The organism is Microcoleus sp. AT8-B5, from assembly GCF_036705565.1.
Taxonomy (GTDB): Bacteria; Cyanobacteriota; Cyanobacteriia; order Cyanobacteriales; family Microcoleaceae; genus Microcoleus.
The window spans coordinates 25,250-46,091 of the sequence record NZ_JAUBUY010000021.1 but is presented as its reverse complement, the minus strand read 5'-3'; the positions used below and the strand labels follow the sequence as shown (position 1 = coordinate 46,091).

The window sequence follows — 20,842 nt, the reverse complement described above, 5'->3', positions numbered from 1 at the left end:
ACATAACCTGGCCGATGTTTGAAACCCTACTAATATCATTTCCGGTAACACCAGAATGATGTTGACAGTTGACAGTTGACAGTGAACAGTCAACCGTCAACCGTCAACAGTCAACTCGAATTTACTATTCCGATGCTAACGAATTTGATATCATAACTGCTTAACTAACCAAGCGATCGCCCCTGCAACATCAGCAACCTGCTCAACATCGGGAATCCGTGGCCGCTGCACCATCACCACCGGAATTCCCAGTTCCCTAGCCGCCACAATTTTCGCATAAGTAGCACCGCCCCCGCTGTTTTTACTAACAATTGTATCAATCTGATATTCTAATAGTAATTGGCGCTCATCTTCCAAAGAAAAAGGCCCCCTTGCTAATAACAATTTACCATTAGGAATAGGAGAATTGAGTGCCGGAGGATCGATCGCCCGCATCAAAAACCAAATAGCATCCAAACCAGCAAAAGCAGCCAATTCCTGCCTACCAATCGTCAGAAACACCCGCTGAGACAGCCCTAATAAAGCCCTTGCAGCCTCCGAGTGGCCCGCAACTTCAATCCAGCGATCGCCCTCCACCCTCTCCCAAGCAGGACGCACCAGCATCAAAAAGGGCACATTACATTCAGCAGCCGCAACAGCAGCATTAGCAGAAATCCGAGCCGCAAACGGATGAGTAGCATCGATTAAGAAGTCGATCGGGCGATCGTCTCCCTTGGCGTAGCCCCCGTAGGGGCGGGCCGAGCTAACGCGCAAAAACGCCGCCAGCCCAGCCGCCCCACCAAACCCCCCAATCCGCACCGTACCCGTTTTGGGGGTAAAAGGCTGTTGAGTGCGTCCTGCTAGCGAAGAAACCACCTCTATATCAGCAATTTGAGACGCTCTCACCGCCAGTTCCGCAGCATCCCCCGTCCCCCCCAAAATTAGCAACCGTTTTTTCACCAAATTATACTTCTGCCTGCAATTTTCCTTAAAAACCGATGACTTGAGTGTCAGGAGGCAGTGCAGTGGCCTCGGAGACCTTTTTAAACACAGTTGCCTGCTCGTTTAAGGAATTAGGCCTCGCCTGTCCGGGATTCGTGCCTTGCAACTGAAGCCGCATTTGACCTTCGGGAGTCAACTCAAAAACAGTCTCAACGGTTTCTGTGCTGCTGAGGCCGACATCAATGTGCATCGGTTTTTCACCGAGATTAACTTTGTACCTCATTTCTTTGGCGCGGGCAGCTCCGTCGGGGCCTTTAGCCATGAGAAACAATTTGCCTTCTGGCGCAAAGACGAAGGTGAAAGACTGACCCGAGGCGACAGTGCCTTGCCATTGGCCTAGGAGTTGCTGGTCGAGGGTGCTAGCGGCCGGGGCTGCTGTTTCTTGGGCAATTGTTGGTGTTGCTGCGGATGCTGAACCGAGGGCGGCGTTGAAGCTAATGAGGATGCCCAAGCAAAGGCTACCTGCGATCGCTTTACCAATCATTTTTGAATTAGACATGAGACAAATCTAAAAATTGGTTATTTGTTTTGTACACTGTAGCCGTAAAACCGTACTTTGTTTAGTTTAAATCCCTTTTATGGATAGATATAGGTTGAGGTTCAAACCTACAACGCAGTTGTCATCCCCGAACTAAAGCTTTTTACTCGTTACCAGGCTTTTACTCGTTACCAGGCTCTTCCTGGTAACGCATATCCGCAGGAAGAGCCTCCCTAGTCTGGGCAGAGGCAGAGCCTCGCTTACATCGTTTCCCAGGCAGAGCTTGGAAGTTAACCAGTTATTGAAACTGATGCGAGTATTGCTATAATTGACTATTGCGATCGATCGCATCTCCAGATAGTTTAGCAAATCGATCCCATTAATAAGCTGTTCGACATCTAAATTGCATTTTTTGTGCGGGCTTTCTGGCCCAACCCCTACTCCCCACAACAACTTTATCAAGTTTTGACTGTGCAGTTTAAATGCAGGACAGCTTAGTCTTCATTAATTTTTTTCAGTATCAGCTTCGACTTGTTCTGTCGGAGATTCCGGCGCCGGTTCCTGTGGATTTCGCGATCGTTTCATTAGCTCCAATGCCTCTGCGTAAGACCAAGCCACGTTCACAAGAAAAGCTTTCGCCATGCCGGACAAATTTTGTGCATCCTCGGTTTCAGGCGCTTCAGCTTTTTGGTTGCCGTCATTCATCATATTTTTGTTTTCTCCCGGCCAGGTTTTTATAGCGATTTTTTGCAGTCTGCGATCGATACCCACAAATTATGATTTTTCTTGCACCCGCACCCTACTTATCTTTGAGGATATGACCTTGATTACCACGAATAATATCATAAATAAGCTGTGGAGCATTTAAACCAGTAACGAGGCTAAGCTAATACGCATTTAAATTGCATGGGGCAATAAATTTTCCTTCTTGTGGGGAGTAGGGATTGGGCCGGAAAGCCCGCCCTCAACATACAGCATATTCCATGTATATGCGGTACACACAAGAAGAGAAACGCGAGTAAGGTGCGGATACACCCGTCAATCTGCAATCTTTATCAAATATGAAGGAGCGACGCACCCTACGGACTAACACCACACAATATAGCTGCTAATGTACTTTATGAACCAGCGAATATGCTGTAACATAAAATACTTCCAACTCAAAAACCCAGTTTCATAAGAGAAACCGGGTTTATGAGCGTCTGTCCTAGTTTATGTATGCTCGCCTACTTGATTGCGTCTGCCGTATTAACTAGCTCAACCTATTTAAACCTCAAACTTTTCAGGTGTTCAGAAACTCGCAAGGGCGAGCACTCTTGGCTGCGCCCCGAAAGCAATCAGGTTTCTCAGTGTTATATTTTTTTAGTGGGAGCTACTAATCCTTTAATTCGCGGATACTTCTCTTAGCAGTGTCTTGATACATCTCCCCCATTTCTTTCACGGCTGCTCCTGCTTCTTGGCCAATCTTCTGAACTCGTTCGCCTGGAGAGTCTGAGGTTTCGCGAGCTTCTTGCCTCCATTCCCGTGTTGTTTGGGGTCTTTCAGGATTGTTGAGCTCAGACTTTGAGCTGGCTTGCGCGCCAAAACCTTTGTTACTGCTTCCCGAATTAACATTGGTTGTCAGCACCAGAAAACCGACTAGGACAACACTCAAAAAACTCTTAATTTGAAAGCCCTTAAGCAGGGAACTGATGCGAGCAATGGCTGTGGAAATCAAATTCATCTCAGTAATACTCCCGAAGTTAATTGGTGATAATTTTCAACATTTTTTCATCTAATTGACTCGCTCCAAAATTAGCAGCTAATGCGAAGTAAAGCCAACTTAGCTTTAACTTGCGATCGACCACCTAAATAGAGTTATAGGTTAGCGATAAAATCTGCTAAACACGCAACCTATGTGTCAGCCAATTAGCTTTTTCACACATGAATATCACCTTAACAGCAGCCAAATAGTTCTACCTCTAACTAAAGTCATAACTTAGTTAGAAGCAAAAAACATATTTTTATACACATGGTTAGACAATTTTTAATCAAGCATGGTATGCAGGGCAAATTCTTATTGCAAGCGATCGCCCGTTTTCACGTCAAACCAGTGCAGCAACTGAGGCGGAAAAACCAGCTCTACAATTTCGGAATTCCAGTGGCGGTCATTTGGCAGCAAAGCCCGCACCGTTACAGACTCCACACCTTTAACTCGGACGCTAACTAAATTTTGCATCCCCAAGTTTTCCACTAAAAAAACCTCACCTTTAATTGCCTCTGGGCCCGACATCTTGCCAGCCTCTACATCTGCAAAGCCGACGTGTTCCGGGCGAATTCCCAACACAATTTCTGGCGGCACAGTCGGCATATTTGGGAGTGGAACTCCAAACTCCCCCAACTTAGCAAAATTTCCCTGGCATTTAAGCACTAGCAAATTCATTTGCGGGCTGCCCACAAAACCAGCTACAAACTGATTTGCCGGACGAGTATAAATTAAGTGTGGCGGATCGAGCTGCTGCACGTTGCCGCTGTTGAGAACTGCGACTTTTGTTGAAAGGGTCATTGCTTCGGTTTGGTCGTGAGTGACGTAAACTACAGGAGCCTTTTGGGAGGAAAACAATTGTTTAAGTTCGGCCCTAACTTTTTCCCGTAATAATGCGTCGAGATTGCTCAAAGGTTCGTCGAGCAAAAATACTTCCGGTTGGCGCACTAAAGCGCGGCCGAGGGCCACTCGCTGCCGCTGTCCGCCTGATAGTTTTCCTGGTTTGCGATCGATTAATTCCGTCAATCCGAGGGATGTTGCAACTTCCGTCACTAACCGATTGATTTCGCTGGAGGAGATTTTGCGAAGTTTGAGGCTCGATGCCATATTCTCGTATACTGTCATGTGCGGATACAGCGCGTAACTTTGAAAAACCATTGCAATATCCCGATCGCCCGGTCTGAGATAAGTGACATCGCGATCGCCAATTCTAATCTCGCCTCTAGTCGGCTGTTCCAACCCTGCAATTAACCGCAGCGTCGTAGATTTACCACACCCCGAAGGCCCCAGCAACGTCAGAAATTCCCCTTCGCTGACATCCAAACTAATGTCTTTCACGGGAACAACTTTAGGGCTGTAGGTTTTATTGAGGTTTTTGAGTTGCAATTTTGCCATGATTTTTAATGGGTAATTGGGAATTGCTAAGAACAGCACGACACGGATAAACACGGATACACGGATTAATCTTTTGTTGCTTGTTTGACTACTGACTACTGACTACTCTCCAATCTAAAATCTAAAATCTAAAATCTAAAATCGATTTATCCTTTTACAGCACCCGCTGTTAAACCCTGAACAATGCGCCGCTGGAACACCAAAACCAGCAAAACCAAGGGCAAAGTTCCCAAAACGGTAGCTGCGGCGATCGGGCCGTAAGGAATCTCAAAGACTGACACCCCGCTGAGTTGAGCAGTTGCGACGGGAATAGTTTTCAGAGATTCGCGAGTCATAAATGTCAGTGCAAAAATAAACTCGTTCCAAGCTGAAATAAACGTCAAAATTCCCGTTGTGACTAACGCGGGAAATGTCATCGGTAGCACGATTTGCCACAGCATTTGAAAAGTGTTGTAGCCGTCAACTTTAGCCGCATCTTCCAAATCTTTGGGCAACTGTTGAAAGAAACTTCGCATCACCAAAATTGTCAGCGGCAAATTGATAGCAGTGTAAGGAATAATTAAGGCTAAATAATTATTGCCTAAATCCAAAGCTTTGACAATTTCCAGCAGTCCCAAAAATAGCAGCACCGCCGGAAATAGCGTTACAATCGTCACACTTGCCAGGATAATTCTCTCGCTCCACAGCCGCAACCGGGCTAAAGCGTAAGCTGCAGGAGCGCCTACAGCCAAACACAGCAATGTTGAAGTAATCGAAACAAAAGCGCTATTTAAAATGTAAAGTGCAAACGGGCGGCGCTGGAACAGCGACAGGTAATGCTCGAAAGTAATTCGTTTGGGAATGTAGACGTTGGGAATCGCCGAAATATCTGCATTTACTTTGAAAGAAGTTAGCACCTGCCAGATAATAGGTGCGAGGAAATAGGCGACAATTAAGAGCGCTGAGATTGGCAAGATTAATTGCCGGATGTTAAAGGTTTTTTTGCTAGGTTGTTCGCGGGCGATCGACATAATTTATACCAATGAAAGGAAAAATTTAAACCGTTCAGCAATCTAAAATCTACAATCTACAATCCTCAAATCTAAAATCTAAAATCTAAAATCTAAAATCAATTGATGCGGGCTCTCGATAACAGATAAGTGGCGATCGCAACTGCTGCCACTAACATCAAAAAAGTACACACCACCAAAGCCGCCCCATACCCAAAGTCTAAATACCTCATTACCGTGCTGTAAATGTAGATAGAAACCGTCTCCGTTGCCCCCGCCGGCCCCCCTCCCGTCATCACCTGAATCAAGTCAAAAATGCCGAAAGATTGGGCAAATCGAAACAGCACAGCAATCACAATTTGCGGCATCAACAGGGGCACAGTAACTTGACGGAAACTCTGCCAGCTACTAGCGCCGTCAATCGCGTGTGCTTCGTACAAATCACCGGGAATTGATTGCAATCCCGCTAGCAAAAGCAAGCTGACAAAGGGCGTAGTTTTCCACACATCCGCTGTAATCACTGCCATCATTGCCAAAGTCGGATCTCCCAGCCAGCTAATGCTATTTTGAATCAATCCCAATCGCCTCAAAATGTCGTTAATTACCCCGTATTGGTCATTAAAAATCCACGCCCAAGCTACTCCCATCAATGCAGTGGGCAACGCCCAAGGTAGCAGGGAGATTGTGCGAACAATGCCGCGCCCTGGGAAGGATTGATTTAAGACTAAGGCAATGCCCATACCAAGAATTAATTCCAGCACAACAGAGGCGACTGTAAATACAGTGGTGTTGCCTAAAGTTTGCCAGAAACGCCCGTCACCTAACATTCGACTGTAGTTAGCAAAACCGGAAAAAACCAGTTTTAATTCTGTACCGAGGTTTTGGGTGAATAAACTCAGCCAAAAAGCCCGCAATATTGGGTAAGCAAATACTAGCATCAGAATTATCAAAGCTGGTGCTACTAATATCCACCCGGTTTTTTGTTCGCGCTGTCGCATCTTGTCTAATTGCATCTTGTTCACCTTTAATTTATTTTTTGGCGGGCCAGAAGCCCAACCCCTACTCCCCACAATTGAATTAACTGGTTTGTGGAACAGGCATCTTGCCTGTTTCTAACTCTTTGTGGAACAGGAATCTTGCCTGTTTCTAACTCTTTGTGGAACAGGCAAGATGCCTGTTTCTAACTCTTTGTGGAACAGGCAAGATGCCTGTTTCTAACTCTTTGTGGAACAGGCATCTTGCCTGTTTCTAACAGAGACAAGATGTCAAATTTACGAAGCTTGGGGTTGTTTCAAACTGCCTAATAAATTACGAGTTTCGCTAGCTGCTGCTTTCATTGCTTGTTCTGCACTCATTCTCCCGGTAAAAGCTGAACTCAAATAGCGCTGCAAAATATCAGAAGCTTGAGCGTATTGTGCCAGAGGCGGGCGCAAAGATGATCGTTCCACTACTTTTAGCAGTTGCGGGTAGTGGGGATATTTGGCGACTATTTCTTTGTTGGTAAATAGGGATTTGTAACTGGGAACTAAACCGGTTTGTAAAATAAATTTGCGCTGGGTTTCCTCGCTGGTAAGATACTGAATTGCTTTCCACGCTTGTTCTGGATGTTTTGAGGTTTTGGCAATTCCCCAGCCCCAGCCGCCCAAGCAGGAACCGCCTGTTTGACCGATACTGCTGAGCATTGGCTCGATCGCAATTTTACCTCTAACATTCGATCCTTCGGCATTTGCCAGCTTCCAAACATAGGGCCAGTTTCGCAAAAACAGCGCTTGGCCGTTTTGAAACAAAAGCCGGGTTTCTTCTTCTCCGTAGGTGGTGACACCGGGAGGAGAAATGCCAGAGGCGATCGTATTTTTGAGAAATTCCACTGCTTTAATTGCTTCTGGTTTATCTAACCCAACTTCAAAAGTTTGCGGGTTTGCCCAGAAGCCACCAAAACCGGAGAGCACTTCGACAAACATCGCAGATACTCCCTCGTATTGTTTACCTTGCCACAGATAACCCCAAGTTGCTTTTCCCTGTTTTTGCAAGTTTTGAGAGATTTTTACCATCTCTTCAAAGGTTTTCGGGGCTGGAATTTTCGCTTGTTCTAAAATGTCTTTGCGGTAATAAAGCATTCCGGCATCGGAAGCGTGGGGAATTCGGTAAAGTTTGCCCCGATACCGCCCGCCTTCGACGTTTCCTTGGATAAATTTTGATAGTTGTTCGGGGGGAATTCTGTCTGTCAAATCGCTTACCCAACCTGCGGCTGCAAATTTGGGAACCCAGACAATATCCATGTTGATGATGTCGTAGGGCGATTCGCCTAAAAGAAAGGCAGATGTGTAAAGATTTTCTATGAGGTTGCTGTCAAAAGGCCCTTCTATGAGGTTGATGCGAATGTCGGGGTTTTTCTGTTCAAATTCTTTGACAAAGGGTTTCCAGTTAACAAGGTCTTGACCTTGCATTAACATGGTGAGCACGACTGGCTGTTGAGTCAGTGCCGGCAGAATAAATAAAAGTAAGACGGCGGCTAATGTGACAGCGAATAAGGCTAAAAGACGGGGACGCTTCTGGCTTCGTTGCAGCAGGGAATTTATTTTTTGCATTTGCTTTTGAGGAATGGCGGTGCGATCGCCTTATTTCTCTCATAACTCGCTTTCTTTTGTTTCGCTGAATTTAGCGAGTTTGTGCAATAAAAGTTTAAGTAAACTTTAGCTTACTTAATAATGCTTGAGTGAAAAGTGCAAATTTTGATTTAACTGATTAGATGGCGAGTTAAATCAACATCTATCTACAGATAGATATTAGACCTATTACAAAAATAGTCAACTATCTTGAGATTATCTGCGTTTATCTGCGTTTATCTGCCTGTAATCTGCAGTTAATCCTTCAATCAAAGATTTATGAAATTCAAGTCTATTGAGAACATTTAAATAAATAATTCTTCCTTCTTTTTTCTTCCTTCTTCCTTCTATCCTTTACATCCGTTACATCCGTTACATCCGTTACACAATCCGTTGCCGAACTTCTTCCTTCTAAACACAAAAAACACCGCTCCTCAAAACAGGAGAACGGTGTATAGGGGGTGTTATGGGTTGTTGTCTGGGATTAACCTTAACAAATTACGATCGGCTGAGGCTATGCCTTGTGATGGTTAAAAAATTGGCACAAACCTGCACGATCGCCCGTTGCTCGATCGACCGCGAGCGATTAGCCCAACCATTCCACAACAGCATCCTGCTTGGTATTGGTGCGCCGTTCTGGGGTTTCGCGGTTGAATTTCAAGTGGATGGCGCGGTTTTGTTCGCCGTCTGCTGCTACTGCAAAAATCGGATAGTCGATTAAGCCGTCTTGGAAAGACATCTGGAAGCGGAAAGTGCCGTCAGGATTGAGTTTAATCGGCTGTCCGCCTACGTAGACGGTAGCGTCAGGCTCGGTGGCGCCGTAGACAATCAGTTCGGCATCAGCAACTAACCAGAACTGGCGGGGGCGCATCGGGGCGGCGAAGCCAACTCCCGACATACCGACACCGGACATACCGAAACCTGACATGGTGAGACCGGACATACCGACACCCGACATGGTGAGGCCGGACATACCGACACCCGACGCGGTGAGGCCGGACATACCGACACCCGACGCGGTGAGGCCGGACATGGTGGGAGCCGCCCACATTCCGACGCCGGAGGGGAACACGTAGGAACTGAGAGCTTGTTCGTGGATGCCGACTTGCTGGACGGAACCGGCGACGTGCTGCATGGAACCGAAGACAGAACCCGCTACGCGCAGGGATTCGGCAGATTCTGCCATGCCGAAGATTTGTTCGTAGATGGCGTTGCTGGTGCTGTAACCACCGCCATTGACTGCTTTTGCGAGTTTCTTGGCCGGAGGAACCAGTTCGGCGAAGGTTTTGCCCTGCAATTCTTCTTCCCAGTCGAGGGTGATGAATTGATCTTCAATCCAGTCGCTGGGATAGACGGGAGGAACGCGGACTTCAGCCGATCGAGCTAATACCAGCCACCGACCATCTGCACAGCGGTAGCCGATGTCGATCGCGTAGTCCCGATCGCTCACGGGGATTGGCACGTACCATTCCCGCGCCAGTTCGTCGCAGGGATATTCTTGAATGCTGTGCGGGCTTTGAGTGTCGAGGTTAACATCTGTAACGTCGTAGATCCGCAGGGCGAGTTGCTGTCCTCCTTGGCGACGCAATTCTTCTTTGCGATCGTTGGGAATGTCCCAGTAAGTGTAGGCCCATTCTGGGTCGCGGGGCATTAAAACCACCCGGCTTTCGCCGTAGCCGTTGGGCAAATCTGCTAAACCTTCATCTACAGACGACAAAGAACCGCCTGTTCTATCTTCTTGACCGAGTTCAAACTTTGCTGCTTCCACTGCTTCTTGTGCCTCTAGTTTGCGAGATGGGCTGTAGGAAAATTTGGTGCGCTGAATTTCTTGAATTGATGCCAGGAGTTGCGATTTCCGCATCCGGCTGTAGCGAGAGACTCCACATTCGCTAGCAACTCTGCGGAGTTGTCGCAAAGTCATCTCTTCTAATGGTGGGCGTTCTTTTGCCATGAGTTGGTTCTCCACTAATTTAGGATGGCGGGTTAGATTTTTTCTTCCAACACAAATGTGTTGACTTTTTGAGTTAGAAACTCTTTTAAATCTACATATTATCGAGCTTCCAAATCTCTCCAACCTTTGAAGCCTTGCTTGTTTTTAGCTTGTCTTTTTCCCCATGCGATCGGGGGTTTGGACTTCTTGGCTTCTGCGCGCACCGTTCGATCTAAATAAAGCTTTATCTGTCGATTCTTGATTGACAAGATCGATTTTGTGAGTGCGATCGGTGCTGCTAGCAACGCTGTGCTTGCAGCACACGCGCTATTCGACTCCCAGTGCTGCTTAATCGAAGCATTTCTTTGGGATCGTTTTGTCATGACTCAATGTTGCAGACAACTTGCGATCGGGTCAAGGGGTCTTTTCCTTTAATTCTGGGTACTTATACGCATTTTCGTGATTTTGGGGATCACTTTGTCAGGGAATCTTGACAATTAAGCGCTTGTGGGGATCGTCAGGGAAACAATTGTCAACATTCCCTGACATAAATTAGATGTGAGATTGAGTCGGCCAGGGCGGTACTATGGATAGAGGAGATTTAGTACAAAATTTGGTAGGCTGGCAGTTGGGCGGTACTCTTGTGCTAGCTTCGCTAACGGGCGATCGCAACTACAAACCAAAAGTCTTGGACGCAAAAAAGGTTTGACGCTACCTATACAGATAAGGTGGGCACTGCACACCCTACACATAGAGCTTCTGCGTAAATCTTGTAAAATCTAAAATCTAAAATCTAAAATCTAAAATCGAATGACTCTAACGCTTTACAACAGCTTGACCCGTCGCGAATCACCTTTTGAGCCCCTCGAACCAGGAAAGGTGCGGATGTACTGCTGCGGCGTTACGGTATACGATTACTGCCACGTCGGCCACGCCCGCGCTTACATTGTTTGGGACATGGTGCGCCGCTATCTGATGTGGCGGGGATACGATGTGCGCTACGTGCAGAATTTTACAGATATTGACGACAAAATTCTCAACCGCGCCCGCGAAACCAATTCCACAATGGAAGCCGTGGCGGAACGCTTCATCGATGAATATTTCGTAGATATGGACAAGCTGAATATTCTCAGGGCCGATGAATATCCCCGCGCCACCCATACAATGGACGGCATTAAACGGCTGATTCACGAATTAGAAAATAAAGGTTATGCCTATGCGAACGGCGGCGACGTTTACTACAACGTGAGGCAATTTGCCGATTACGGAAAACTTTCCGGCCGCAAGTTGGAAGAAATGCAAGCCGGGGCTAGCGGTAGATTGGACACCGCAGAAATAGAAGCTCAAAAAAAGCAAGATTCCTCTGATTTTGCCCTGTGGAAAAGCGCTAAACCCGGTGAACCTGCTTGGGAGTCGTCTTGGGGAAAAGGTCGCCCCGGATGGCACATCGAATGTTCGGCGATGGTGCGCGATTGCTTGGGCGAAACAATTGACATTCACTGCGGCGGTTCCGATTTAACTTTCCCGCACCACGAAAACGAAATTGCTCAATCTGAAGCCGCGACTGGCAAGTCACTGGCTAATTATTGGATGCACAATGCTTTTGTGACTGTCAATGGCAAAAAGATGTCGAAATCTTTGCACAATTTTATTACAATTCGCGATTTGTTGGATGGGAATTGGTCGGGCGATTTGGAATCTAACCCCCCCGCAGCCCAGGGCGGGCACGGGGGCACCGCCCCTACGCAGGATGGGAGTCAGAATCAAAGCGAGAATGCAAAAGCGGTGGAACCGATGGCGGTGAGGCTGTTTGTGTTGATGGCGCAGTATCGCAGTCAAATTGATTTTACCGAAGAGGCGATCGCTAGCGCTAGAAATGGCTGGAATACCATCAATGAAGGTTTGCTGTTTGGGCTGCGCTACGGTTCTCAACTGAATTGGGACGTTGAGAAAACTGGACAGGATAGCAAAGCTGTGCAGGAATTCCAATCAGCGATGGACAATGATTTCAATACTCCCGGCGCTGTGACGATTTTGTTTGAATTGGCTAAGGAATTGGCCAAAGAAGGCAATGTTTTAGTGCATCAGGGAAAAACAGAAACTGCGCCGGATTTGTTGCAGCAAAAATGGCTGACATTGGTGAGTTTGGCGGGGGTTTTGGGTTTAGAAGTTCAGCCGGAAGGTGACAGCAATGATGCTGTTGATGGTTTGAGTGATGGGGAGATTGAGGTGATGATTCAGCAGCGGAAAGATGCTCGGAAAGCTAGGGATTTTGCTGAGGGCGATCGCATCCGCAACGAGCTTAAGGATAATGGGATTACTTTGATCGATCAAAAGGATGGTACAACCATCTGGCATCGTGGTTGAAACTAAATTCATAGTCTGCGGAGGCAGACTTTGTTTGACAAGAAGCGGTTTCAACCGCCGAATTCTAAACACGCTCTAATGTCTTCCTCCGTCAACTCTGGAAAATCGTCTAGAATCTCTGCGTGAGACATTCCCGCAGCCAGCCAACCCAACACATCATAAACGGTAATTCGCATTCGCCTGATGCAAGGCTTTCCACCGCGTTTACCTGGTTCGATCGTAATGATTTTGCGATCGCTCATGACCAAACCGAGTTTAGTACATTTTTTTTAGTGTAGCCTAGTCTTTGAATAAGCGATATAATTTACTCAACTTCGCAATTTGTTCAACCTTAGAGGTAATAGCCTAGCTCTATGAATACCCTCGACCAAGTGCTAGAAACTGCTTTACAACTGTCCTACGAACAGCAGGAAATGCTGATAAAAATCCTGCAAAACCGTCACCGCGAGAGTGTCCGCGCGGAAATAGCTGCTGATGCCCAACGAACCTTAGCTGATTTCCGTACAGGCAAATTTCGACACCAGTCAGCCGAGGATGTTATTGCAACATTACGCCAGTCTTTGGACGAGCCGGAAGCATGAGACAACTGGTTCTGACTGTTGACTGTTGACTGTTAACTGTTGAGTATTTGAACAATACCGATGCAACCGGAAACGATATCAGTTATTATTAGATAATAACTCCACAAATAGATTTAAGTTTTATTTAACTTGTTCACAAATTCGGCAACAGCCGCGACAAATTCTGCGGTGGATTCATAGGGCAAAACATTGCGCCCCGGCATTAATAAACCTTCCCCATTGGGAAAATAAGCTAAATATTGCGCTAATCTTTCATCCGGTTTCTCTTCCTTACCCGCTTGACTGATGCTTGAGGCTTTTTCTCCCATGACAATGAGTGCAGGTCGATCGAACTTTTGAATCGTGTTACTATAATCCTGGCGCCAAAACCCCGCTAAAAACGAGAAAACCGCGTGACGGCTGTCAGGATTGGCCGCCCCAGCCTGCAAAGCATCCAACCATTCGCTGTCAACTTGTGCCGCATCGCCAAACAGTTGTTTCACAGAAAAAGAACGCAAAAACTCAGCGCGTCTGGCGTAGCGGTAAAAAGCGTTTCCCAGGGGAGAATTTAACAAATTCCAGACAATTCTTTGCTGTCTTTCTGTCGAATGTTTGTTCATCACCGCCCAAGCTGGAGGCCCTGCGAGAACTAAGCCGCGAATTAAATTTGAGCCGCTTTCCTGCTGCTTTTTTGCTAAAGCCAAGCCTACAGACAGTAAAGCACCTTGCACGAGGACGATCGCAGGTTTTTTGACTACAGTTTCCAAGAAATACTGCAACTGTGCCGCCCAATCGTCAGGATAGCAGGCCACAGCCGGCATTTCGCAATCGCCGCAGCCCAAAAGGTCGGGATTATAAATTGGATTACTGTTCCCTGCTTTGTACCAACTCTCACAAAATCTATGCCAAAAGATTCTTGACAAACCAACTCCTATCGGGTGAATTAATAACAAAGGGATGCTATCTTCTGTCGCAGTAGTTGGGTTATAAACATCATAAGCACAGCGATAGTTTTGCCATTCGTAAAACAGCGTTGGTGATTTTATAGATGAAATGGTTGACAAATCTTTATTTGAAGGTGGTGATTGCATATTAATCTTTTAATTTTTTACTTGTTTGTTTACTTATGATGCTACGACAATGTGAGTTTTAGCTTGAACATTTGGTGGCGAGTGGGCAATCCTAATCTCTACGTTGCTGCCGAGTGCGTTGAGAAAACGAAATAGGCGTTCCGTAGAGAAATCTAATAATTTACCGCGCATCAATGCTGAGAGTGTAGGTCGATCGATTCCTAATAGCTTTGCTGCTTGGTTCTGGGTTAGTTGGCGTTCCGAAATTAATTCACTAATCTGATGAGCTAGTTCTGCCTTAATCAGTAATTCCTCTGGATTGGGTAGCCCTAAATCAGCAAAAACATTTCCACTACTGGAATGCACTTTTATTTTTTCAGTCATTTTGTTCCTCCACTTCTTGCTGTTCTAAATATTTTTTGTAGTGTTCTTTGGCACGCTTAAGTCGAGATTCAATCAAATCTATATCTTGCTTGGGGGTAGCAATTCCCTGCTTTGATTTTTTTTGAAAAGCATGAAGAATATAGACTATTCCTTCAAATTTTACGGTATATACAGCTCGGTAAGTGTCTCCATCAAAATTTTCAACAATTTCTAGAACGCCAGCACCTTTAAATCCTTTAAGCGGTTTAGCATCAGGATGCTTTTTACCCAGTTGAGCGCGGTACAAAGCAAAACCCATAATTTGCTGAACATCTTCAGGAAAGTCGCGCAAGTCGTCACGGGAACTGCCGATCCATTCAACGGGTTTTAAGAGCGACTTCATAATCTTAATTATATTATTTATATCATATCGTTTATCATAAAATAGAGAGTGACACGATCGACAACAATATCATTACTCAATTTTGTCAGAATAATCATGTCAGAACAGCGGATTACCATTTCTTTACCTAACTTGCTGCTAATTGTAGCATCGTCCTTGCTGCTAGTGCTGCTGTGGCAATTGCGGAGCCTGCTAGTAATTCTGATGATATCAGTTGTGCTGGCTGCTTCGATCGTCCCGATCGTTAATTGGGCCCAAACGATGCGGGTTCCCCGCTGGCTGGCGGTGATTATGGTTTATTTAACTCTCATCGGTGGATTTAGCGGGACGGTAGTGTTAATCGGGCCCACAGTCATCGAACAAATAGAGTTACTGCTGCGGCAGTTACCAGTTTATGTCGAAAGTTTGCGAACTGTGGCAACTAATCTATTGAGTCGCCTAACCGACGACGCCCCAACCTTGGTGGGTCTGGTGGACACTCAATCGCTGACTAATTGGCTGATTCGATCGAGTCAACAACTGGTTTTGCGATCGTACAGTTTAACCAGAGGCATTCTAGGCGGTTTTTTCAGCTTAGTTTTAGCATTATTTATTTCCGGTTACATGGTTGCCGACAGCGACACATTAATCAAAAGTTTGGTGCAATTTTTCCCAAAACCTTGGGATACAAGATTAGCCGCACAAGTGGCGCCAATTGGTCAAAGAATGGGGAGCTATATTCGCGGGCGAGTGTTAGTTTCGGGCATTTTAGGGATATTTATTACCACAGGTTTAAGCATTTTGGGAATGCCGGAATTTGCTTTAGGCTTGGGTGCGATCGCAGGTGTGACAAACTTGATTCCGTTCATCGGCCCAGTATTGGGAGCAGTACCAGCATTAATTGTAGCATTAGCTAAAGGTGGCTGGGTACTTTTGTGGGTATTACTGTTATTTGTAATTATCCAGAATTTAGAAACTTACGTACTCGATCCTTTGCTGGTTGGTTCCTCGGTTGGTGTGCATCCTTTATATCAATTGCTGTCTGTATTGGGAGGCGTTCAAGTATTAGGAATTATTGGGGCAGTAATTGTGCCGCCTTGGTTTGCGGGAGTGGCAGCTTTGATTGAGAACTTGTATTTAAAACCGAAACTTAGGAGCGAACATCGAGAGGCAATAGATCGGGCTAAAAATAATTCTGACTTGCCACCTCTTACACCTTCGGCGTGACAGCAGGGGAGAAGAGGAGAAGGGGAGTAGGGAATTGAAACATACAATTTATATCGTTTCTGTTGGCATCGGAATAATAATTTTCGGAGTTCAGCGCTTACGTGACCGATCGCGGGGACACTCGTACTTGGGTATAATTCCGTAGTTGCCAGGTTTGATCTTAAATTCACAACAGCAATTTTAACATCCCAGAAGCCGTTCGATATCAAACCCGTTGGCATCGGAATTATTCATCTCTCTCTTCTCTTCCTCCGCGTCCTCTGTGCCCTCTGCGGTTAAATCATTCCGGTTCAACCGGATGTGATATGACCACGAATTTCTTCATGTGGTACCCGCCACGTTATTTATCCGTGGAATCAATCCAAAATCGAAAATCGAAAATCACTTATTGCCCCCGCATTTATCTCGCGCAAGTCAATCTAAAATCTAAAATCTAAAATCTAAAATCGATTGACTCCAATTATTCGATCGCTACCATTAACACTTCAACAGTATCTACAAGTCTGCCGACTGATAACTGATGACTGATGACTAAAAACTAAGGACTAATTGCCACCTCAATGCGGCGGTTGCGCTGCCGATTAGTATCAGAACTATTGTCTACCGAAGGGCGACTTTCCCCATAGCCGATCGCCACCCAATGATACTTCTGACCGAGCACACCAGACAAATACTGCACCACAGCCTGAGCCCGGGCAAACGACACATTGCGATTATCCGCCGCTTCCCCCGCGTCGTCAGTGTGGCCCGCAACCCGCACAGTTGCCCCCTCGTGATTGCCCAACTCCGCCACCAAATTGTCCAAAATCGCACTTGTGCCCGCGCGCAAAGAAATGCTGCCAGTATCAAACAAAACATCGCTGGGCAGAGTCACCATCAGCCCATCTCCCCCAAACACCGGATTATTGGCATTCTGTGGCGCAGTATTCACCGTTTCAGGGTTCAGACTGGGGCTGCTGCCGATCGCCGGTAAAGGCGGAACAGGAGTTGCCGCCGTTTCCGGCCCCGCCAATTCCCGCGACATCAACTGCAAACGCTTTTCCAAAGTTTCCGTCGGGCGGCTGCTGCCCAACTGACTCTCCAAAGCGGCAGTGCGACCAATCAGCGCGTTGAGTTCGCCCTGCAACTGTCTCAAATCCGACTGCAATTTCTCTCTCTGGGCAGGACTGACTGTTGACTGGGGAGTCGGTGTAGCGGTTGGTGGCGGGAGTGCCGGAATTGGCGTTGCTGGGGCGCGTTTCGGGCTGGAGGTCAAATTTTGAGTTACACGCAGCAATCTCTCTGCGATCGGCATTTCCGTCGCCCCTGACGGATAAATTTGAGCGATCGCCATCCCCAAAACCCACGCAAAACCGCTACCCACCCCCAGCAGCAGCAGTCGAAAAATCAGCGACAGTACAAGCAAACCTTTTCCCCGCGACTTGGAGACGCGAGTGGGGGGGATTGAAGGTTTTTGGTTAAAAGATCGCGTCATATTTCATCCCTCTCGGTGTACAGACCACATTAATTTCGATACTATCTTACCTATCCGATTTGAAATTTGAGATTTGAGATTTGAGATTTGTCCTCCAATCTAAAATATAAAAAAGAAACCCGGTTTATATAAATCTGTGGTTTGGTGGCACGCAACGGACTAGAAACCTGGTTTCTAGTCCGTTGCGTGCCAGCCTGAATCTGTTGGATAATTCAGTAAAACTTTTGGAAAAAAAACCGATGACTGACCCTTTAAATAGCCCTTATCCCGTTCCTTGGGAGTGGATTAGTGCCACTCATGCTAAAGTGAGCTCCACTGCAGGCACAGGCCTCCGCTATTATCGCAGTCCATCTCTAGTATCAACTAACGGCCAATACGCAGCTTACAGTCGAATTGAGTTGCAAGTACAGCCGGAATTCTCCCGATGTCGGGTTAGCAGCGTCATGTTTGTGGAAAATCTCAAAACCGGCGAACTGCAAACAGTGGCGGCTGCTTCGCCACTGGCCGAAAGTGGGATGTATGCTAGCGATGATACAGATATGTCCGGGACGATCGCCATTTTAGTGCCTGTTTCTTGGAATCAAGACGGTTCCCGGATTCTCGCCCGCGAATTTGAAGCACTTTTCAACTCTTCCGATATGTCCGACTACGGTGTCATTTGGGACAAAAATGATAATTATACTTATACCGTTGCTCCCGCTCGCAGTCTTTACACTCATGCTGTATTGTTGGGTTGGAGTCAAGTTTGTCCCGGAAAAGTTCTGTTCCGCGCCGGCAATTTGGGCGATCGATCTTGGCCTCTTTGTGCAGTGGATATGACAGGGCAAACAGTAGCAGTCACCGAGGACAAACCCCTAGTTTTCGGCAGTCAAGCCAGCACAGACTGGATCGAACCTAAAACTCGTTTTTAGATATTATGGCGGCATTTTCTTGGATATGGCCCACAATTTTTCTAGTGTCAGGTCAGTCTTTTAACCAATTCATTTTGACCCTGGGGCTGATAGTTCTGGCTGTTATTTCCGGTCTAACAGCTTTTATTTTTATTCGGATTTTTCTTAATTGGTTGCAAGCGAAATTGGAGGGAAACCGCCATTTTTTTATACGCTCGTTCACCAGAAAGACGGGCAATTCAACCGCTCATATTTCCGAACCTGAAAAGGTTTTTTTAGAACCCAGATTCGTAGAAAGTGACGGCAATTTAACTGCTACTATTTTTGGAGGCAAAAGCGATATTTCAAGAGCGATTGAGCCGGAGATAATCTGCGAAAAATCAGCAGCAGTTGCCTATCTCTACAAGCCGATCGCTCTTTGGCACGGGCGCTTAATTTTGCCATCAAACGAACAGCGGCTGCCCTACGGCACAGTGTTTTTTGAAGTAATAAATGCACCCAAAAAATATAAAAACTTTATTGGCAAAACAGCATTTTTGAAATGGAGTACAAATCGCGAAGTACAGTTTTTTGTCCACGCAGTCAGTCAAGATATAAACTTCACACAAGAAACTCAAAAAAGTCAAAAATCTGGCAACATCCATCCAGATAGATTAAACGGCTGGCGAAATGTCGGGCCTTTAGAAACTCTAGCAGGCAGCAGACTTGAAGACAGCGTGACTGTGATGCTGCGGAGGCCGGTGATTGCGATTCATTATAGCAGCAGCGATCGCCAGGAACTCACGATCGATCGCGAACCAGTACAAATTATCGGACGTTTCTGCGCCTTAGTCTCTATTTTACAGCGAAAAGAACGCGACAGCGACAAATTTATTGTCCGGCATTTCAACAAAACATCTCAACAATTTGACGGCGCCGCCGAAATCATTCGGATTCCACAAGTACAGCCAGACAAAAATGGCGTAGCGAGGTCTACCAATCACCTAATCGAACAATCGCCCTTAAATCCAGAAGGCTGGTACATTTACGGCGAAAGAGACGAAGACAGTATATTTGTAGTACAGGCAATCGAACCCCGCAAAATTGCCCAATTAATCCCAGATGAAACACATTTCGGACTAAAAAAATCTATCGATTATTTAAGCAGCCAAAATTGGGAAAATACACCAGCCCAAAAAGGGCAAGCAAAAATAGTATTGTTAACCCCAAATGACGCTAAAGAAAACGCTTCAATCTCTCCTTGGCAAGAAGGAGATATCGGGATAGTGATTCACAGTTTCGGGGGTATCGGCGGCAAAAAAGGCGAACGGCAACCCCTGGGAATTGTCACCGGACATTTTGCTTTCGGAGTAGCAAAAGTAGTGCGCGATCGCTTTACCAGCGAACTGCGTTTTGACATAGAATACAAACAAGTTTACGCCCACAATCCCGACGGAATTGTTGCCGGTTCCAGCAAATGGCAAAGCTACATGGGAGACTTGCAGCGCGGCTGGTTGGGCGATCGCCCGGTTTGCGATATCATCTGTAAATTAGACTGCGTGTGTTGCGACTACGATTTTGACGGCATCACCTTGTCACCTTTAACCGAATTAAACCAGCAACTAGATATCATGATGGCCCGCTACCGCAGCGGAGACGGCACCGGCGCAAGTTTAGTCACGCCAGCAACTTCTTGCGTCCAAGATTCAAGTCAGGCAATTTACGCCACAATTAAAAAAATCACTTCCGAAATAGAGTCAAATCCTCAGATTCAAGACTGGTTAAAAACACATCCCACCGACGCACAAAGCAAAAGGTTTCACCAATTAGTAGCTTTAGGAGAGAGTTTAGAAAAAGTATTAATGCCCCTCGGAATTGTTCGTCCAGATTGGCGGAAAAATTCGACATTGGCGGGGATTGATGCGGAACTGAAAAAAACCTTTTTTGCAGGTATAGCAACCCTGATAAAAACTGCTATTAGTTACCGAACAATGCTGCCGAGGCGAACCCAAGATGAAATAGCCAAAGTTTTATTAAAACAAGGAGCTTTTTTGTGGATAATTCGCACCAATCAAGTTGGAGGATTTGACCCAGACATTAAGCCGATCGCACCAACAGGGTTTTGAATCAGCAATCGGTTTGTAGATGATTCGGCGATTTAAATCGCTACTAGAAAAACCAAGTCTGCCTCCCCAGACTAAGAGATTGATATCATGTCCGGTCAATTACCCTGATTCCTGTAGGGGCGGGTTCACCAACAATATTTGCTAAAAACCGACAATCTCAAAAACCCGCCCCGGCAATTGTATTATGCGCGATCGATCGGACATGGTATGAGGCAGCATTTAAGCGGGATTTGGTATCAGTCAACAGTCAACCGTTAACAGTCAACAGTCAACCGTTAACA

At 46.2% G+C, this 20,842-nt stretch carries 21 protein-coding genes; 6 read left to right on the top strand and 15 right to left on the bottom strand.

Annotation, left to right across the window (positions count from 1 at the left end; translation table 11 throughout):
* Positions 1 to 150: 150 nt before the first annotated feature.
* The 10 genes from QUB39_RS16005 to QUB39_RS15960 all read right to left on the bottom strand — a co-directional run bounded on the left by QUB39_RS16005 (position 151) and on the right by QUB39_RS15960 (position 10,506).
* On the bottom strand, positions 151 to 939 hold the full coding sequence (locus QUB39_RS16005; RefSeq protein WP_333485092.1) for a cobalt-precorrin-6A reductase: 789 nt from the start codon (positions 937 to 939) through the stop codon (positions 151 to 153).
* Positions 940 to 967: 28 nt separating this feature from the next.
* Entirely contained in the window at positions 968 to 1,480 is a 513-nt protein-coding gene (locus QUB39_RS16000; RefSeq protein ID WP_333233439.1) for a hypothetical protein, read from the bottom strand.
* 483 nt (positions 1,481 to 1,963) lie between these two features.
* Positions 1,964 to 2,230 (bottom strand): hypothetical protein, encoded by a 267-nt coding sequence (locus tag QUB39_RS15995; RefSeq protein WP_333210603.1) that lies wholly within the window; start codon positions 2,228 to 2,230, stop codon positions 1,964 to 1,966.
* Between the two features lie 604 nt (positions 2,231 to 2,834).
* Positions 2,835 to 3,182, bottom strand: coding sequence for a hypothetical protein (locus QUB39_RS15990; protein WP_333485091.1), 348 nt, complete (start codon positions 3,180 to 3,182; stop codon positions 2,835 to 2,837).
* Between the two features lie 333 nt (positions 3,183 to 3,515).
* On the bottom strand, positions 3,516 to 4,598 hold the full coding sequence (locus QUB39_RS15985) for an ABC transporter ATP-binding protein (RefSeq protein WP_333262567.1): 1,083 nt from the start codon (positions 4,596 to 4,598) through the stop codon (positions 3,516 to 3,518).
* 146 nt (positions 4,599 to 4,744) lie between these two features.
* Complete coding sequence (locus QUB39_RS15980) at positions 4,745 to 5,608, bottom strand: carbohydrate ABC transporter permease (protein WP_333056003.1); 864 nt, start codon at positions 5,606 to 5,608, stop codon at positions 4,745 to 4,747.
* 98 nt (positions 5,609 to 5,706) lie between these two features.
* Positions 5,707 to 6,600, bottom strand: a complete 894-nt coding sequence (locus QUB39_RS15975) for a sugar ABC transporter permease (protein ID WP_333056004.1) — start codon at positions 6,598 to 6,600, stop codon at positions 5,707 to 5,709.
* Between the two features lie 258 nt (positions 6,601 to 6,858).
* On the bottom strand, positions 6,859 to 8,175 hold the full coding sequence (locus QUB39_RS15970; RefSeq protein WP_333056005.1) for an ABC transporter substrate-binding protein: 1,317 nt from the start codon (positions 8,173 to 8,175) through the stop codon (positions 6,859 to 6,861).
* Between the two features lie 604 nt (positions 8,176 to 8,779).
* The gene (locus QUB39_RS15965) at positions 8,780 to 10,144 is read right to left on the bottom strand and encodes a DUF4912 domain-containing protein (protein ID WP_333056006.1); all 1,365 of its coding nucleotides are present in this window, start codon (positions 10,142 to 10,144) and stop codon (positions 8,780 to 8,782) included.
* Positions 10,145 to 10,242: 98 nt separating this feature from the next.
* On the bottom strand, positions 10,243 to 10,506 hold the full coding sequence (locus QUB39_RS15960) for a hypothetical protein (RefSeq protein ID WP_333210609.1): 264 nt from the start codon (positions 10,504 to 10,506) through the stop codon (positions 10,243 to 10,245).
* Between the two features lie 203 nt (positions 10,507 to 10,709).
* Here QUB39_RS15960 and QUB39_RS15955 point away from each other — a divergent pair, with 203 nt between their 5' ends.
* Together QUB39_RS15955 and cysS are read left to right on the top strand one after the other, a co-directional pair.
* Positions 10,710 to 10,832 carry a hypothetical protein gene (locus QUB39_RS15955; protein WP_333210611.1) on the top strand — a complete coding sequence of 41 codons (123 nt, stop codon included), beginning with the start codon at positions 10,710 to 10,712 and terminating at the stop codon, positions 10,830 to 10,832.
* Positions 10,833 to 10,933: 101 nt separating this feature from the next.
* A complete protein-coding gene (gene cysS, locus QUB39_RS15950) occupies positions 10,934 to 12,490 on the top strand; it encodes a cysteine--tRNA ligase (protein WP_333210613.1) in 1,557 nt (518 codons plus the stop codon).
* Positions 12,491 to 12,540: 50 nt separating this feature from the next.
* Here cysS and QUB39_RS15945 read toward each other — a convergent pair whose 3' ends face one another.
* Positions 12,541 to 12,732, bottom strand: a complete 192-nt coding sequence (locus QUB39_RS15945; protein WP_333056010.1) for a DUF433 domain-containing protein — start codon at positions 12,730 to 12,732, stop codon at positions 12,541 to 12,543.
* Between the two features lie 111 nt (positions 12,733 to 12,843).
* Here QUB39_RS15945 and QUB39_RS15940 point away from each other — a divergent pair, with 111 nt between their 5' ends.
* On the top strand, positions 12,844 to 13,071 hold the full coding sequence (locus tag QUB39_RS15940; protein ID WP_333210616.1) for a hypothetical protein: 228 nt from the start codon (positions 12,844 to 12,846) through the stop codon (positions 13,069 to 13,071).
* A 113-nt stretch (positions 13,072 to 13,184) separates the two neighbouring features.
* On the opposite strand, the gene QUB39_RS15935 is transcribed toward QUB39_RS15940, so the two are convergent.
* From QUB39_RS15935 to QUB39_RS15925, 3 genes are read right to left on the bottom strand one after another with little or no spacing between them, the layout of a single operon-like run.
* Complete coding sequence (locus tag QUB39_RS15935) at positions 13,185 to 14,141, bottom strand: alpha/beta hydrolase (protein ID WP_333056012.1); 957 nt, start codon at positions 14,139 to 14,141, stop codon at positions 13,185 to 13,187.
* A 33-nt stretch (positions 14,142 to 14,174) separates the two neighbouring features.
* Positions 14,175 to 14,504, bottom strand: a complete 330-nt coding sequence (locus tag QUB39_RS15930; RefSeq protein WP_333233448.1) for a helix-turn-helix transcriptional regulator — start codon at positions 14,502 to 14,504, stop codon at positions 14,175 to 14,177.
* Positions 14,497 to 14,886 carry a type II toxin-antitoxin system RelE/ParE family toxin gene (locus QUB39_RS15925; RefSeq protein ID WP_333056014.1) on the bottom strand — a complete coding sequence of 130 codons (390 nt, stop codon included), beginning with the start codon at positions 14,884 to 14,886 and terminating at the stop codon, positions 14,497 to 14,499. The genes QUB39_RS15930 and QUB39_RS15925 overlap by 8 nt, the downstream gene beginning before the upstream one ends.
* Positions 14,887 to 14,982: 96 nt before the next feature.
* On the opposite strand from QUB39_RS15925, the gene QUB39_RS15920 reads away from it, so the two are divergent.
* Positions 14,983 to 16,092, top strand: a complete 1,110-nt coding sequence (locus QUB39_RS15920; protein ID WP_333056015.1) for an AI-2E family transporter — start codon at positions 14,983 to 14,985, stop codon at positions 16,090 to 16,092.
* Positions 16,093 to 16,630: 538 nt separating this feature from the next.
* On the opposite strand, the gene QUB39_RS15915 is transcribed toward QUB39_RS15920, so the two are convergent.
* The gene (locus tag QUB39_RS15915; protein WP_333056016.1) at positions 16,631 to 17,566 is read right to left on the bottom strand and encodes an OmpA family protein; all 936 of its coding nucleotides are present in this window, start codon (positions 17,564 to 17,566) and stop codon (positions 16,631 to 16,633) included.
* Between the two features lie 239 nt (positions 17,567 to 17,805).
* Here QUB39_RS15915 and QUB39_RS15910 point away from each other — a divergent pair, with 239 nt between their 5' ends.
* Both QUB39_RS15910 and QUB39_RS15905 read left to right on the top strand, forming a co-directional pair.
* Positions 17,806 to 18,477, top strand: coding sequence for a hypothetical protein (locus tag QUB39_RS15910; RefSeq protein WP_333056017.1), 672 nt, complete (start codon positions 17,806 to 17,808; stop codon positions 18,475 to 18,477).
* A gap of 74 nt (positions 18,478 to 18,551) precedes the next feature.
* Positions 18,552 to 20,561 (top strand): abortive infection protein, encoded by a 2,010-nt coding sequence (locus QUB39_RS15905; protein ID WP_333374225.1) that lies wholly within the window; start codon positions 18,552 to 18,554, stop codon positions 20,559 to 20,561.
* Positions 20,562 to 20,842: the final 281 nt, after the last annotated feature.

Bases quoted from the DNA above. Each gene is read 5' to 3' on its own strand.
- QUB39_RS16000 (WP_333233439.1), bottom strand. From the start codon at position 1,480: ATGTCTAATTCAAAAATGATTGGTAAAGCGATCGCAGGTAGCCTTTGC.
- QUB39_RS15990 (WP_333485091.1), bottom strand. From the start codon at position 3,182: ATGAATTTGATTTCCACAGCCATTGCTCGCATCAGTTCCCTGCTTAAG.
- QUB39_RS15985 (WP_333262567.1), bottom strand. From the start codon at position 4,598: ATGGCAAAATTGCAACTCAAAAACCTCAATAAAACCTACAGCCCTAAA.
- QUB39_RS15980 (WP_333056003.1), bottom strand. From the start codon at position 5,608: ATGTCGATCGCCCGCGAACAACCTAGCAAAAAAACCTTTAACATCCGG.
- QUB39_RS15975 (WP_333056004.1), bottom strand. From the start codon at position 6,600: ATGCAATTAGACAAGATGCGACAGCGCGAACAAAAAACCGGGTGGATA.
- QUB39_RS15970 (WP_333056005.1), bottom strand. From the start codon at position 8,175: ATGCAAAAAATAAATTCCCTGCTGCAACGAAGCCAGAAGCGTCCCCGT.
- QUB39_RS15965 (WP_333056006.1), bottom strand. From the start codon at position 10,144: ATGGCAAAAGAACGCCCACCATTAGAAGAGATGACTTTGCGACAACTC.
- QUB39_RS15960 (WP_333210609.1), bottom strand. From the start codon at position 10,506: ATGACAAAACGATCCCAAAGAAATGCTTCGATTAAGCAGCACTGGGAG.
- QUB39_RS15955 (WP_333210611.1), top strand. From the start codon at position 10,710: ATGGATAGAGGAGATTTAGTACAAAATTTGGTAGGCTGGCAGTTGGGC.
- cysS (WP_333210613.1), top strand. From the start codon at position 10,934: ATGACTCTAACGCTTTACAACAGCTTGACCCGTCGCGAATCACCTTTT.
- QUB39_RS15945 (WP_333056010.1), bottom strand. From the start codon at position 12,732: ATGAGCGATCGCAAAATCATTACGATCGAACCAGGTAAACGCGGTGGA.
- QUB39_RS15940 (WP_333210616.1), top strand. From the start codon at position 12,844: ATGAATACCCTCGACCAAGTGCTAGAAACTGCTTTACAACTGTCCTAC.
- QUB39_RS15935 (WP_333056012.1), bottom strand. From the start codon at position 14,141: ATGCAATCACCACCTTCAAATAAAGATTTGTCAACCATTTCATCTATA.
- QUB39_RS15930 (WP_333233448.1), bottom strand. From the start codon at position 14,504: ATGACTGAAAAAATAAAAGTGCATTCCAGTAGTGGAAATGTTTTTGCT.
- QUB39_RS15925 (WP_333056014.1), bottom strand. From the start codon at position 14,886: ATGAAGTCGCTCTTAAAACCCGTTGAATGGATCGGCAGTTCCCGTGAC.
- QUB39_RS15920 (WP_333056015.1), top strand. From the start codon at position 14,983: ATGTCAGAACAGCGGATTACCATTTCTTTACCTAACTTGCTGCTAATT.
- QUB39_RS15915 (WP_333056016.1), bottom strand. From the start codon at position 17,566: ATGACGCGATCTTTTAACCAAAAACCTTCAATCCCCCCCACTCGCGTC.
- QUB39_RS15910 (WP_333056017.1), top strand. From the start codon at position 17,806: ATGACTGACCCTTTAAATAGCCCTTATCCCGTTCCTTGGGAGTGGATT.